The sequence below is a fragment of the Bernardetia aquimarina genome, from assembly GCF_042180575.1.
Classification (GTDB): Bacteria; Bacteroidota; Bacteroidia; order Cytophagales; family Bernardetiaceae; genus Bernardetia.
Genome location: NZ_CP170094.1, coordinates 2,732,620 through 2,746,574 on the forward strand (window position 1 = coordinate 2,732,620; position 13,955 = coordinate 2,746,574).

12 protein-coding genes and 3 tRNA genes are annotated in these 13,955 nt (G+C 30.5%); 8 read left to right on the forward strand and 7 right to left on the reverse strand.

Annotated features, from left to right (window positions below; translation table 11 throughout):
- Positions 1 to 7: 7 nt before the first annotated feature.
- Positions 8 to 820 carry a hypothetical protein gene (locus ACE193_RS11610; protein WP_375563143.1) on the reverse strand — a complete coding sequence of 271 codons (813 nt, stop codon included), beginning with the start codon at positions 818 to 820 and terminating at the stop codon, positions 8 to 10.
- A 40-nt stretch (positions 821 to 860) separates the two neighbouring features.
- On the opposite strand from ACE193_RS11610, the gene ACE193_RS11615 reads away from it, so the two are divergent.
- The 7 genes from ACE193_RS11615 (at position 861) to ACE193_RS11645 (ending at position 5,808) form a co-directional block, all read left to right on the forward strand.
- Positions 861 to 1,502: a vancomycin high temperature exclusion protein gene (locus ACE193_RS11615; protein ID WP_375563144.1), complete on the forward strand. Its 642-nt coding sequence runs from the start codon at positions 861 to 863 to the stop codon at positions 1,500 to 1,502.
- An 84-nt stretch (positions 1,503 to 1,586) separates the two neighbouring features.
- Entirely contained in the window at positions 1,587 to 2,003 is a 417-nt protein-coding gene (locus ACE193_RS11620; protein WP_375563145.1) for a hypothetical protein, read from the forward strand.
- A 67-nt stretch (positions 2,004 to 2,070) separates the two neighbouring features.
- Positions 2,071 to 2,667 (forward strand): hypothetical protein, encoded by a 597-nt coding sequence (locus tag ACE193_RS11625; protein ID WP_375563146.1) that lies wholly within the window; start codon positions 2,071 to 2,073, stop codon positions 2,665 to 2,667.
- A 51-nt stretch (positions 2,668 to 2,718) separates the two neighbouring features.
- Positions 2,719 to 3,327, forward strand: a complete 609-nt coding sequence (locus ACE193_RS11630; protein WP_375563147.1) for a TetR/AcrR family transcriptional regulator — start codon at positions 2,719 to 2,721, stop codon at positions 3,325 to 3,327.
- A 109-nt stretch (positions 3,328 to 3,436) separates the two neighbouring features.
- Positions 3,437 to 4,321 (forward strand): ATP-binding cassette domain-containing protein, encoded by an 885-nt coding sequence (locus ACE193_RS11635; RefSeq protein WP_375563148.1) that lies wholly within the window; start codon positions 3,437 to 3,439, stop codon positions 4,319 to 4,321.
- A gap of 77 nt (positions 4,322 to 4,398) precedes the next feature.
- Positions 4,399 to 5,085, forward strand: coding sequence for a hypothetical protein (locus ACE193_RS11640; protein WP_375563149.1), 687 nt, complete (start codon positions 4,399 to 4,401; stop codon positions 5,083 to 5,085).
- Between the two features lie 24 nt (positions 5,086 to 5,109).
- On the forward strand, positions 5,110 to 5,808 hold the full coding sequence (locus tag ACE193_RS11645; RefSeq protein WP_375563150.1) for a hypothetical protein: 699 nt from the start codon (positions 5,110 to 5,112) through the stop codon (positions 5,806 to 5,808).
- Positions 5,809 to 5,843: 35 nt separating this feature from the next.
- Here the strand turns inward: ACE193_RS11645 and ACE193_RS11650 are convergent.
- The 5 genes from ACE193_RS11650 to ACE193_RS11670 all read right to left on the reverse strand — a co-directional run bounded on the left by ACE193_RS11650 (position 5,844) and on the right by ACE193_RS11670 (position 9,416).
- Positions 5,844 to 5,917 (reverse strand) — tRNA-Leu (locus ACE193_RS11650).
- 443 nt (positions 5,918 to 6,360) lie between these two features.
- Positions 6,361 to 6,445, reverse strand: a tRNA-Thr gene (locus tag ACE193_RS11655).
- A gap of 442 nt (positions 6,446 to 6,887) precedes the next feature.
- Positions 6,888 to 6,961: transfer RNA gene (locus ACE193_RS11660), tRNA-Gly, on the reverse strand.
- Between the two features lie 473 nt (positions 6,962 to 7,434).
- The gene (locus tag ACE193_RS11665) at positions 7,435 to 8,034 is read right to left on the reverse strand and encodes an RNA polymerase sigma factor (RefSeq protein ID WP_375563151.1); all 600 of its coding nucleotides are present in this window, start codon (positions 8,032 to 8,034) and stop codon (positions 7,435 to 7,437) included.
- A 416-nt stretch (positions 8,035 to 8,450) separates the two neighbouring features.
- Positions 8,451 to 9,416: an AAA family ATPase gene (locus ACE193_RS11670; protein WP_375563152.1), complete on the reverse strand. Its 966-nt coding sequence runs from the start codon at positions 9,414 to 9,416 to the stop codon at positions 8,451 to 8,453.
- Positions 9,417 to 10,428: 1,012 nt separating this feature from the next.
- On the opposite strand from ACE193_RS11670, the gene ACE193_RS11675 reads away from it, so the two are divergent.
- A complete protein-coding gene (locus tag ACE193_RS11675) occupies positions 10,429 to 10,911 on the forward strand; it encodes a DUF4199 domain-containing protein (RefSeq protein ID WP_375563153.1) in 483 nt (160 codons plus the stop codon).
- Between the two features lie 47 nt (positions 10,912 to 10,958).
- On the opposite strand, the gene ACE193_RS11680 is transcribed toward ACE193_RS11675, so the two are convergent.
- The gene (locus tag ACE193_RS11680; protein WP_375563154.1) at positions 10,959 to 13,907 is read right to left on the reverse strand and encodes an MSEP-CTERM sorting domain-containing protein; all 2,949 of its coding nucleotides are present in this window, start codon (positions 13,905 to 13,907) and stop codon (positions 10,959 to 10,961) included.
- Positions 13,908 to 13,955 lie beyond the last annotated feature (48 nt).

Consider the following 13,955-nt stretch of genomic DNA (forward strand, 5'->3'; position numbering starts at 1 on the left):
TTTTTTGTCATTTTTTCTTAGCTAGAAATACATCTACTCCAAATGCGTGTGGAAACAGCACTTCTTCATAGACAGGAGAAGAGTTTTTAGGCTTTGAAAATGCTTCTTCATACTTTTTTCTATTTTCAAACATCGATATTCCCATTCCCATACCTCCTTGCAAGTGAATTATTGTGAGTTCATAATTTTTACTTGTATAAATACTCATTGAACTAATTCCTCCTGGATATAGATGTGTATTCCTATATTCTTCCAAATCGTCTGGAATAAAGTAATGCGTACTATCTGTTAATAATGGTAAAGAATATTTTTTTTGTTGATGAAAAGCAGAATATTCTCTTGTTAAACTATCATATAGAACATTAATATTTCTTTTCTTTGGAAATGATATAGAATCCTCTTCAAAAAAACCTAAACTATAAAAAGTTAATTTTTTAGGTTGTAGTAACTCTATCTTTTTATACTTCCTCAAAACTTTCCTTCTACTTTTTTTATAAAGTTCAGTAATTTTACCTATATATGTGGGGCTAAAAATGACAACAGAGTCTTGTCGTTTTGTAGAAATTAAATTTTGTTCTAAGTCATAGATAGAAATGTGACTTTGTAGTACCCAAGCCATATAGTATGCATCATTTGGTATGTTTGCGCTACGTAATGCATTAGATTCTGTTCTTAGAATTTCTATATCTATAGTGATTATATTCCCTTCATAGATTCCAATAGGAAAAGTTTTTAGTTGCTTTGCCCCCAAACATGAAAAAGCATTGTGAGAAGGAAGAATGAACAGCAGCAACAGTATAAGTTTTTTAATTAGATACATAGATAGTAAATTTATAATGATTTTTTAAAAACAAAACTCAATGAAATACCTCAAAAAATTAATGATTCTTCTTTTAGTTTTGATAAGTGGAGCAATAGGAAGTATGATTATAGCTGATTATCTAATTGTTTCTAAAGCAGAAAGTAGTTTGTTTAAAGATGTAAATACTATTCCAAAAAAGAAAGTAGGATTGCTTTTAGGAACAAGAAAAATTCTTTCAAATGGATATATAAATCTTTACTTCAAATATAGAATTGCTGCTGCTGTTTCTCTCTACAATGCTGGTAAGATAGAATATTTTATTGTAAGTGGTGATAATAGTAAAGAAAACTATAACGAACCCGAAGACATGAAAAATGCTTTGATGGCAAAAGGAATTCCAGAGAATCGAATTTTTATGGATTTTGCAGGTTTCAGAACGCTAGATTCTGTTGTGAGAGCCAAAGAAGTTTTTGGACAAAACTCATTTACTATTATTTCTCAAAAATTTCATAATGAAAGAGCTATTTATTTGGCACACTTGGAGGGAATGGAAGTAATTGCCTTCAATGCAAAAGATGTAACTATCAGTTACGGAATCAAGACACAAATCAGAGAAAAACTAGCTCGTGTAAAAGTTTTTATAGATTATCTGACAGGAAAAGAACCCAAGTTTTTAGGCAAAAAAATAATTATTCCATAAAAAACCATTGATTTCAAAACAATTCTTATTACTTTCACGTAATACATACCAAACAGTCGGTTTATTTATTTAATCTTAAAATTAATGAACATACAAAAAACAGTAGAAAATCTAAAAGCAAATCCGAAAGTCATTTTTTTGATTGATGGAATAGGTGCTTTAGTTACTTCATTCTCGTTATTCGGAATTGGTTTTTGGTTGAGTAATTATTTTGGAATGCCAAAAAGTATTCTTTACATTTTATCAAGTATTGTTGCATTTTATGCTGTTTATTCTATTTCCTGTTACTTTTTCTTATTTGATAAGTTAGGAAAAGATAAAAACTGGCAATCGTTTTTGAAAGGAATTATTGCAGCAAATAGTTTATACTGTATTGTGATGCCATTTTTAATGCTGTTTCACTATGAAGACTTGACTGTTTTGGGAATGAGTTATTTTATCTTTGAAATAATCGTAATTCTAGTTTTAGTAGTTTTTGAGATAAAATTAGTTTCTAAATAAAAATCTTCAACGAAGTTTTTAAGCTCGTTTATGGCTAAGTCGTGCAATAATTGAAAACAAACCGAAAATGAAACAATTTATTTTACTTTTTCATCCTTTGAGTACAAGCGAAGAGGTGCGAATTGACTTCAAATCATCAAAACCAGCATCTGATTTTATTGATTTAACAAAATTAGATGGATATAAAGTTTACCAATATATTCAAAGTGATTACACATACAATATGCTGATTGAGGAATTAGCATCTAAAAATATAGGATTTAAAAAACTGTACAGAGAAAAGAAAACTTGGTTTGGACTTTCAAAAAAAATAATAACAGATTTATTGATTGAACCTAAAAACGGATTTTACTATCCCTATAGTTATGGAAATTATCTATACGTGTTTACAAAACACGAAATTGACCAATCTGAATTTGAAAAGTGGCTGAATAAAGAATTTCCAAACCGATTTGCTGACATTGATGAAGTGTTTGTGGGATCAAATTCAAAACTCTTGAATTTAATCAACGAAGATGATTACTTAATTATAACTAATCACGATTGTCAAGAGCAATTTGCACTGACAGGTAAAACGGAAATTATTAAACAAATCATTGCTAAGTTTAATGATTTGAATTTAGAAGAATATGGAATAGAAAAATCTAATTTTAGTAGTTTTTAAAATAAAAATCTTCAACAAAATTTTAAGCTCGTTGAGAGCTAAATTAAATGTATGACAAAAAACTCTACAAAAGAAAATATTTTGATAAGTTCGTTTCGTATTTTTTTGGAAAAAGGATATGAAAAAGCAACAATGAATGAGCTTGTAAAGGCTTCAAAAGTTTCGAAAGGAGCATTTTATCATTATTTTACAGGTAAAGAAGAATTATTTGATGTAACGATTGAAAAATATTTTTTTGAGATTGCTTCTCCTATGATAGCCTTTGAGCCTTCAGAAGAAAAGACTTTTTTGGAGAATGTTCAGCAGTATATCACTAAAAAAAATACTGAAGTAGCTACTGTAATGCAAAGACTGGAAGTTGATTTTACTATCAATTATATGAATGTGATTTTGGAAGCAATGAAACTCTTTGAACATCATAAAAAACGCTCTTTAAAACTCTTAGATACAGAGTTAGCTGTTCATCAAAAAATTATCGAAACTGCACAGCAAAAAGGAGAAGTTAGAGATGATTTAGATGCGAGTTTGCTTGCCAAACATTTTTACTTTTTGTTAGATGGATTCAAATTTCATGTAATGATTCTGACAGACTGGGACACAGAAAAATATGTAGAGGTAAACAAACTCATGGAGCAATTTTATCAATTAATAAAAACATAGTTTTACAATTCTTCAATAGTCAAGACATCAAGTAAAAAATGGATGCTATTCAATTCGTAATTAATTATCGTTTACCTACCGACTGTTCGGTTTTAATTTATAACAAACAATGATTACAGTTCAAAATCTTATTTATTCTTATCCTAAGGCTGAAAAACCGACTGTACAAGAGGTTAGTTTTGAAGTAAAGGAGGGCGAAATTTTTGGCTTTTTAGGACCAAGTGGTGCAGGAAAAAGTACCACTCAAAAAATACTGACCAAACTATTGAAAAATTATGAAGGAAATATTTTTATAAAAAATGGAAATTCAAATAAGGAGCTTAGAGAATGGAAAAATGAGTATTACAATCAAATAGGTGTTGGCTTTGAGCTTCCCAATCATTACTCAAAACTCTCTGCATTAGAAAATTTACAGTTTTTTGCTTCCTTTTACGAGCTTGATAAGCAGAATATCAATCAAAAATTAATGCAGCTTTTAGAAAGTGTTGGGTTAGAAAAAGATGCAAAAAAGAAAGTTCAAGACTTTTCGAAGGGAATGAAAATGCGTTTGAATTTTGTGCGTGCCTTGATTCATAATCCTCCTATTTTATTTTTAGATGAGCCTACTTCTGGACTTGACCCTGTAAATGGAAAAATAATTAAAGATATTATTCTTACTCTAAAAAAGGAAGGAAAAACAATTATCCTAACAACACATCACATGAACGATGCCGAGCAGCTTTGTGATAGAGTGGCGTTTATGGTAGAAGGACAAATTCCACTTATAGATTCTCCTAAAAACTTAAAGGAAAAATACGGAAAACGAACGTTGAAAGTAGAATATTCTCAAAATGAAAAAGCAACTAGACAAAATGAAGATTTTAAGTTAGAAAATTTAGGACAAAATGAAGATTTTCAAAAGCTAATTCAGCAAAATTATATTCAATCGATGCACTCTCAAGAAGCAACTTTAGAAGATATTTTTATTGAAGTTACAGGCAAAAAATTGATTTAAAACTGTATCACAGACTTCCCAGTCTGTGTAATCAAAAATATGTAACCAAAGACAGACTGGAAGTCTGTCATACTATTATGAAAAAACTACTCAAAATAACAGTGTGGGAACTTATTCTACAAGCTCGCCAAAATATAATTACTGTTGTGGCTATCATTACGCTTATTTACAGTCTGATTTTTACTTTTTTTGATGAACTGCCTACTAAACTTGTCATTTTGCTTATCAGTACTGACCCAACTATGTTAGGATTTTTATTTATAGGAGTTTTGATTTTGTTTGAAAAAGGCTCAAAAACCATAGAAGCCGTAGTACTAACACCTATCAAAAAGTCAGAATATTTATTGGCAAAAATTATTTCTCTTACAGGAATTGCACTTGTGGCAAGTCAAATAATGGCGTTTACAAGTCAGAAGGAATTCAATTTTTTTGTTTTGTCTTTGGCTGTTTTGCTTGCTTCGGCTCAATTTCTTTTGATTGGATTTTTGGGAGTAGTTCGTATCAAAACGATAAATCAATACTTGTTTGTTTTTCCTTTTTTGATTACTCCTTTGATGTTGCCGTTGCTTAATTTTTTCGAAATTACTGATTCAATTTTTTTCTATATTTTTCCATTTCAAGCCTGTTTATTGCTTTTTCAAGCTGCTTTTGAGCCTATTCTGATGTGGCAATGGATTTATGCACTTATTTATTTGCCTTTGAGTACGTTTGGTTTTTATCTACTTGCGCTCAAATTTTATGATAAATATTTGATTCAGAATTGAGAAAATTATCAAAATAAAAAAACTATGAAACCTACTACTTTTAGTCATTTATTTAAAAACGATATTACCAATATTTTGAGAGATAAAACGCTTTTGATGATGCTCGTTTTGCCTCTTATGTTGATTTTTGGTTTGAAAGCTGGATTACCTGCACTTAATGAATTGCTTCCCTCTTTTTCAGATTATTACCCTCTTGTATTAGCTATTTTGGCTACTACTTCGGCACTTTTGGGAGGTTATATTATTGCTTTCGTACTGCTTGATGAAAAAGATGAAAATGTCTTTACAGTAATTCGTGTGATGCCTTTTTCTATTTCTTTATTTATGGTGTATCGGCTTTTACTGGCTAGTTTTTGGGCTTTTTGTTTTGCTTTTCTGACTTTTTTGGTGTTGGATATTCAGAATTATTCTTTACTAGAAAAAATAGGATATAGTCTTTTTTGTTCTCAAACAGCTCCTGTGGCACTTCTCTTTGTAGTTGCTTTTGCAAATAATAAGATTGAAGGAATTACACTTATAAAAGGAATTAATTTTTTTTCTGTTTTGCCTGCTTTAGCTTTTTTTATTGATTCTTCGTGGAGGCATATTTTTAGTATTTTTCCTTTTTATTGGACGTATAAAGCGATGCAAGAACCAAATTACTTATGGATTCTAATTTCTATTGGTACTCATTTTTTAGCTTTTTTGATGGGCTATTATTTGTTTTTGAGAAGAATGAAATAAAAAATGGACAGACACCTAACCTATGTGCCTGTCCGTAATGAAGGTGGGACTCGAACCCACAGTCCTCTGATCTTGAGTCGGATGCCTTGACCGATTTGGCTACTTCATCGGTTGTAATGGATATTAATCATTACTCAATTTTATAATTTTCTTGATTATCTACTTACGTCAAATGACCTTTGCTCTGCCACTGAGCTACGCCCCCAATTATGATTTGATTTTTGTGGAGGCGAGAAGATTCGAACTTCTGCACTGGGTCATAGATACCAATAATCGGAAATCTATAAAAATGCTTTTAAACTGAAACTATGAGCAAAAAACTTAAACTAAAGAAGCAAATAAATTATTTCTTGCCAGTTTATGAGACTGACTAACGTATCTACTTTTTAAAACTAAAGCTGAAGCTTAGGCTATACTCATTTCTTTTTCTGATTTTTATTCTTAAAAATAAATAATCAAATATATCTTTTGGACACACCTTAAAAAGTACGCTACATTTAGAATCACAATTTACAAAAAAATGGACAGACACCTCACCTATGTGCCTGTCCGTAATAATAGTAGGACTTGAACCTACAAACCTTTTAAGGTACTTGATCTACGAGTCAAGAGCGTTTACCAATTCCGCCATATTATTGGTTGTAATGATTTATAGTCATTACTCATTTTTGTAGTTTTATTGATTATTTACTTACAACGAATGACCTTTGCTCTGCCACTGAGCTACGCCCCCAATTATGCTTTGATTTTTGTGGAGGCGAGAAGATTCGAACTTCTGCACTGGGTCATAGATATCAATAATCAGAATACTATAAAAATGCTTTTAAACTGAAACTATGAGCAAAAAACTTAAACTAAAGAAGCAAATAAATTATTTCTTGTCAGTTTATGAGACTGACTAACATATCTACTTTTTAAAACTAAAGCTGAAGCTTAGGCTATACTCATTTCTTTTTCTGATTTTTATTCTTAAAAATAAATAATCAAATATATCTTTTGGACGTATCTTGAAAGGTACGCTACATTTAGATCACAATTTACAAAAAAATGGACAGACACCTAACCTATGTGCCTGTCCGTAACAAATACAGGAATCGAACCTGCGACATTCAGACTGGAAATTCCGATGCTCTACCGACTGAGCTAATTTGTCAATCTGTGATAATTTTAGCTATCACTCACAATTATAATTTACTAAAATTACTTACTTACGTCCAATGACTTTTGCTCTGCCACTGAGCTACGTTCGCATGTGTTTTATTTCTGAGTTTTTCTTTTTTGTGCGAACGAGGAGATTCGAACTCCTGCACTAAGCCATAAAATATCAGTAATTCAAAAACCATAAAAGTGCTTTAAAACTTACACTATGAACAAGACGCTTACACTAAAGAGCAAACTAATTAAGTCATACCAACAAGTGTGTGGTTGGGGCTGTCTGCTTTTTGATACTAAAGCTAAATCTTAGGCTGTGTTCATTTCTTCTTTACTTATTCAACTTTATTCGTAGGAATAATAATTAGGATAAGCAATTTATTTTCTATGAAAATAATAATATCATTTATAAAACACTCAACTTCTGAACTATCAGAAAAGTTCCTTTCCTATATATATTTAGTTGTTCAATTTTTATCTTCCCCAATCTTCATCACGTCTTTGTATTTCAAGAATACTCTTTTTAAGAATCTTAAAAACACGCAATTTTTCAACAGAAACAGCATTAGCAGAATTATAACCTTGTTCTTTAGCTATTTCAGAATTAGACTTTCCTTCCATTACCCCTTCTACAATAAGAGCATGATGTCTGTCTGAAAGATTTGAAAGAGCCTCATCAAGATGTTGCATTTGTAGTTCTTTCAAAAAATCATCATCATTATTATCTTCAAAATCTGAAATTTCATTCAAACTATCTTCTAAAAATGAATGTAAAGAGTGGTACTTGGTTTCATCTCTTCTTTCTTCAAAAGCCATATTTTTTCCGATTCCAAAAATCATAGTTTTGACAGTAGAAGTCATTTGACGAATAGTAATTTGTTTTGCTTCAATTTTATCGTACATACAAATACAAGCATCATCAAAGATAGCTTGAATTTGATGTTTACTAAGTATTTTGAATTTATCTTGTTTTTTGCAGAAAAAATAAAAAGAATCAGAGAAGCTCAGAAAATATTTTAAGACAGGTTGAGGATTTCTATTATTTATATGATCAAAAATTTCTTGATTGGTCATGAGGTTAAAATAATTAAGGAAAGTAAGGGAATGTTGTAAGGGAAAATTATAATTAATTATTTGGCAGAAAAAAGGTTTCATCCTAAGGTAACGAATTTGAAGACATAATGATACATCCAAACCTAACGTATGAAGGCATAAAATTTAGGTTTTTATAAAAAAAAACAATAACAAATCTATTATTGCAATAATTTTCTTTGATAAATACAATTTTCAACAACTATTACCTCTAAACCAACCTATTTATCAACAGGAAATATTATTTATAAAAGATTTTTTTGAATAAAAAATAAAAAATAAATCAATTTTATACTTACTTCCTCAATGTGACTTTAAGTTATTTTTAATAAAAAACAGACAGCTCAGTTTTTGACTGAACTATCTGTTTTAGAGTGATTTGTGTGTTTTGGGCTATTTTACCAAAGTCGTTGAATCAAATCTTCTACTGTAATATTTTCAGCTTCAGCTTTAAAGTTTCTGACAATTCTATGTCTCAAAACGGCAATCGCAATCGCTTTTACATCTTCAATATCAGGAGAGTATTTTCCATTCAAAAGAGCATGACATTTTGCTCCCAAAACTAAATACTGACTTGCTCTAGGTCCAGCACCCCACTCTAAATAATTATCTGTATCCGAAGTCGAACGCTCTGTACGTGGACGAGTTTTGTGAACCAAATTTACAGCATATTCAATTACATTTTGAGCAACAGGCGCACGACGAATAAGCTGCTGAAATTCAATAATTTGTTCTGCTGAAATAATTTTATTTAATGTCGGTTTATCATTTGTTGTTGTACTTGTAACTACTTTTACCTCTTCTTCAAAAGATGGATAACCCAAATAGACACTACACATAAAACGGTCTAGTTGTGCTTCTGGAAGTGGGTATGTTCCTTCTTGTTCGATAGGGTTTTGAGTAGCCAGTACAAAAAACGGCTTAGGCAATATATGTTTTACACCTGCAATCGTAACAGCATACTCTTGCATAGATTCTAAAAGTGCTGCCTGTGTTTTTGGTGGAGTACGATTTATCTCATCAGCCAAAATAATATTCGAAAAAATTGCTCCTTTCACAAACTTCAAATTTCGGTCTTTATCTAGTGTTTCTGCGCCCACAATATCAGAAGGCATGAGGTCTGGTGTAAACTGAATGCGATTAAAGTCTAAATCCAAAACCTGTGATAATGTACTAATCAAGAGTGTTTTGGCAAGCCCTGGAACACCAATCAAAAGGCAATGACCTTGTGAAAAAATACTTGTTAGGAGTAATTCTACGGTTTGTTCTTGTCCGACAATTACTTTTGCAATTTCTTTTTTTAGGTCTTGATAATGTTTGCTCAATGCGTCGGCTGCTTCTTTGTCGGAATTGTATAAAGGCATTTTTTATTGATTGTAGATGATAGAATTTCCAAACCCTAAGGGTTTCTGAAAACCCTTAGGGTTTAAACTTACGAACTTACCACTAAAAATACGTTTTTGCAATCGTAATGTTTGCTAAAATCTTTTAAAATTATCCATTTGAATTTTTGAAGTAAATATTTATCTTCTTTAACTCTACATATACGAAAGTCATAAAATTATGGAAAAGAAACTAATACATTAGGATAATCGCATCTAAAAACAATATTTTGAATATAAAAAAAGATTTTTTCAAAAATTTGATAACATTATAAAATAAACTCCTTTTAGCTGTATCAAGTTGTAATTGATTGTTCTCCCTAAAAAACTGACTGTTTTCTTTTTTTAAAACTCTATTTCTAAATATAAGCTGTTTTTAAGATTAACATTTATTAACATAAAACAACATACTTCTCACTTTTACACAAAATATTCTTAACTCATAAAACACTGACTATCAATATATTAACAAGTATTTAAAAATATTTCTACATTATTTTTGAAACATGTTGTCATTTTTAGGCACTTTTTGTCATTAAGTAGTGACAAGGGGATAATAAGTCCTTCGTTTGAATATTTTTTATAAGCACAGTTATATATCTTCAAACAGGCAGTAGGTCAGAGAATATTTCTTTTTTCTTGAGGAAAATTTTAAGGGGATGAATACTCAAAAAACTATTTAATTAGTCAATCTAAAAAAGAAAAGTATATAAAAGTATTGGGGAATGCTTTTATGTTCGTCAAAATTCTCTGACCTCCTTAATTTAAGAAAAAATCAGATTCAGAAAATGATGTCTATTTTAATTTACTTAAACAAGTAAACTAAAATTTTATTGTAAAAATTAATAGGGAAAATCCATCAGAAATACACTTTTCAGTTGAAAAGTGTGTTTTTTATGGAAAAGTTTGATGTAACTAAAGATTTAATTTCAATAATGCTATTTTAATTGTATATTGCTAATAAATAAACCAAAAATAATTAACTACTACAATTATGAAATACCTAACAAAACATGAAATTAAATGGGCATTTATCTTTACAGTCATTGGTCTTTTATGGATGGTCTTCGAAAAACTAATGGGTTGGCACGCTGAAAATATAGCCTCTCATTATTATATGACCAATATTTTTGCTGTTTTTGCCATTGCTGTTTATGTTTTTGCTCTTTTAGAAAAACGCAAAAAACACTATCAAGGTTCGATGACTTGGAAAGAAGGATTTCTGTCAGGTTTGATGATGACACTTATTATTACTCTTCTTACTCCATTATCTCAGTTTCTTGTTCACTATGTGATTAGTCCAGAATATTTTCCAAATGTTATCAAATATTCTGTCGAAACTGGCTATCACAAAACACTAGAAGAAGCAGAAGCCTATTTTAATTTTAATAGCTATTTAGTCCAATCTATTTTATTTGCATTTATAATTGGAGTTGTTACTTCGGCTATTGTGGCTCTTTTTGTGAGAAGAAAGTAATTCTACTAAACTGTCTGACACCTTTAGAGGTGTCTTGACAGTTATTTTTATCCTTTTCTATATTTTATCAAAAACACAACACCAAAAATTACTAAAAAAATCCAAAGGCTAGGTTCTGATGAACGTCTGGCATCTGTCAAATCTAAAAGACGTTTTCCATTCAAAACTTCTTCTTGTTTCTTTAAAAGAGCATTTCGTTGTGCTTCTGTTTCCAAAACCATAAACGTTGTAACAGGCGTAAGAATACGAGCCGTAAAACTTTTCTGAACCTGCTCTAACCATCGTTTTTCGGCTTGTGTAGGATATAAAGCCATTGTTTCATTGAGGTTTTGCAAAAATAATGCTTGGTCGTACTTTGATAGTTTTTCAAATTCTTCTATATCTGCGCTTGTAATTTCTTCTTTTTTATCAAAGTCTCTAATCGGTAATGTAATTCCTTTTTGAGTAGAAAGAGGTAAGAAATAAAGTCCTTTTGTTTGCCTTACTTCTTTTACTGTAATTGAATCAACAGGTTCGCCTAATAATTTGAAATGCTCAAAATTTTGTAGCATAATTCTATTATTTTCAGCCAACTCATAAAACTCAAATCCTTCTGGAACATAGTTGCGCCATTCATGTAAAGAACCTGTCCAAACTCCGTCTTCTAGCTCATCGCTTACCACAATAATTATAGGTTGAATAGGGTAATCTTGCAAACTAGGAGAATTCATAGGCTCTCTATTGTAAAGGTAATTTTCTAACCAAATCTTTTTAACAGCTTTTTCTAAAAAGAAACCACCTTTATTTTTTCTGTTGAGGTAGTCTGATTTCCAAGCTGTATCCAATTCATTTACTTCAAAATCTACGATTGTAAATTTTGGCTTGAGTGTTCCAGCAGTTCCTTTTGAAAGTGGGTTTTCCATTAAAAACTTTTCTATTCTCTCAATATACTTCTCTTTTCCTATTCCTCCATATTTCGAATTATCTAAAATGAAATGATAATAGGGTTTTCTTGTAATGGTTTCTAAATTGTTTAGCTCACTTTGAGAAACATAGTTTGAATTTGAAGTAGTTTTAAAACTTGCAGTAGTATTTTTTGAATAATCTTGAACATTAACACCAATTCCATTTGTATCTGTAATTACTACTTTATCAGAAATACTTTCTTTTTTTCCTAAAAAAACTGTTGTAGAATCATCTAATTGTAACTCAAACGGTTCTGCATGTAAAACCTCAAAACCTGTTTTTCGATATTCATCTCTTACAAATGGAAAGACACGAAAACCAATTTTGCCTTTGTCATTGTAATACAAAATGCCTGGGTCTTTGCGAGTATTTACAATCTGATGATAGACCCAAAGAGCCGTTTTTTTCTCTGCCAAAAGAGCTTCTACTTTTTCTTCTCCGACATACAAATAATAATTGCTGATAAAAGCTCCATCTGGTAAATCAAAAAATGTAGCATATTCACGCTGCCCAAAACCATTTTCAGCATTGTGCAAAACTAAATCTACTTGCGTTTTCCAAGCATTTTGTTTCTCATCAAAAACTGATGTAATTGTTGTACTATCTATTTTCACAGAATTATCTCCTTTTCCTGTTTCAAAATTTCTATTTTGATTGACTTGTCCTTGCCACCAACGCCACGTTTTTTTTGGTTTTGGCATATCTTCTCCTACAAAAACATTATTCAGAAGATTAATTTTGGAGTCAGAGAGCGTCATATTATCCAATACCACCCACTTATAAAAAGAATCTAAAAGTGGAATTCCTTCATTTCCGATACTCATCCAGTCTGTATTTCGTCGTACCTTGAAGTTTTCTATATGAGTTAAGGTTGCTGAAATAGAACTTGGATTAGGAACACTTTTATTTTCATCGTAGTCAGAACTATACAAATAATCTAAGCCTTTATGTAATTGAATTTTGTCGTAATACGTATTAATAGAAAATGTCAAAGGCACAATAGAAACAGCTATCAAAAAACCAATAAGCAAAGAAGAGCTAGAATAATTTTTTGTTAGGTAGTCATAATCTTGATAAAGTTGCTGCGAATGAATAAGAAACAAAACCAAAGGCGTAAGCATCAGAATACCAAAACCAATAATTACCATCAATACAGAAAGTGGTGTAAATGGCATAAAAACGACCATAAAATATACTGTATAAGGAAAAACAAAAGCTTTTAGCAGAAAATGAATACGACGGTATTTGTATAATTTTAGGTTAGAAGAAGGAGTAATCAGAATAATAGCAGCAAAAAGTGCAAATGAAAAGAACCAAACACTTTTGAAGTTTCCTAATGGATTATCTAATTCTGCACTCAAAAAAAGTCCTAACAATGGAAAAACTCCTATGAAAAGAATTTCTAAAACTCTGCGAAGATGAGGAAATTTATTTTTTTGATATGCCAAATAAACCAATCTAAAAAGCCAAAATAAAGCTGAGATAATGATGACAGACATCAAAATCGTCATGGCGAATTCTGTAAACTTATATGAAAACGCTTGATTTAAAAATGGAACAAGAAGATTGATAGATAAATAAATAGCTAGAGGAATAGCCAAAATTGCCCAAAAATGATAGTTTGGCTTTTCTTCTTTTTCTGTAAAATACACAACTGCTACAATAATTGCATGTAGAATAGCAGGAAAAACAAACATTCCCATAAAACCCTGTACATCAGTAACACCTTGAATCCAATCAGGAACAGAACGAGGAACTAAATCTTGTGCTTGCAGATAATACGAAAGCATCAAAAACAAATAAATAGCTATCGTAGCCACTGACCAAACACCATTTACAGATTTTGAATGATAGGTAGAATAAGCTGTATAAATCGTTTGAGCAATGATAATTCCTAAAAAACTAAATCCATAGACATACCAATTACTTACTATATCTTCATCCAACTGCACTCCGAAGACTTGAAAAGCATTATAATAAATAATGAAAAGAGTGAGCTGAGGAAGGATAGTAGAAAAAAATATCCAACGAGGATGCAAAAATGGATTCATAGATTTTATGTTTTTAAATAGGTAAAAGTGTCTGTTTTACTTTCTTAA

Bases quoted from the DNA above. Each gene is read 5' to 3' on its own strand.
- ACE193_RS11610 (WP_375563143.1), bottom strand. From the start codon at position 820: ATGTATCTAATTAAAAAACTTATACTGTTGCTGCTGTTCATTCTTCCT.
- ACE193_RS11615 (WP_375563144.1), top strand. From the start codon at position 861: ATGAAATACCTCAAAAAATTAATGATTCTTCTTTTAGTTTTGATAAGT.
- ACE193_RS11620 (WP_375563145.1), top strand. From the start codon at position 1,587: ATGAACATACAAAAAACAGTAGAAAATCTAAAAGCAAATCCGAAAGTC.
- ACE193_RS11625 (WP_375563146.1), top strand. From the start codon at position 2,071: ATGAAACAATTTATTTTACTTTTTCATCCTTTGAGTACAAGCGAAGAG.
- ACE193_RS11630 (WP_375563147.1), top strand. From the start codon at position 2,719: ATGACAAAAAACTCTACAAAAGAAAATATTTTGATAAGTTCGTTTCGT.
- ACE193_RS11635 (WP_375563148.1), top strand. From the start codon at position 3,437: ATGATTACAGTTCAAAATCTTATTTATTCTTATCCTAAGGCTGAAAAA.
- ACE193_RS11640 (WP_375563149.1), top strand. From the start codon at position 4,399: ATGAAAAAACTACTCAAAATAACAGTGTGGGAACTTATTCTACAAGCT.
- ACE193_RS11645 (WP_375563150.1), top strand. From the start codon at position 5,110: ATGAAACCTACTACTTTTAGTCATTTATTTAAAAACGATATTACCAAT.
- ACE193_RS11665 (WP_375563151.1), bottom strand. From the start codon at position 8,034: ATGACCAATCAAGAAATTTTTGATCATATAAATAATAGAAATCCTCAA.
- ACE193_RS11670 (WP_375563152.1), bottom strand. From the start codon at position 9,416: ATGCCTTTATACAATTCCGACAAAGAAGCAGCCGACGCATTGAGCAAA.
- ACE193_RS11675 (WP_375563153.1), top strand. From the start codon at position 10,429: ATGAAATACCTAACAAAACATGAAATTAAATGGGCATTTATCTTTACA.
- ACE193_RS11680 (WP_375563154.1), bottom strand. From the start codon at position 13,907: ATGAATCCATTTTTGCATCCTCGTTGGATATTTTTTTCTACTATCCTT.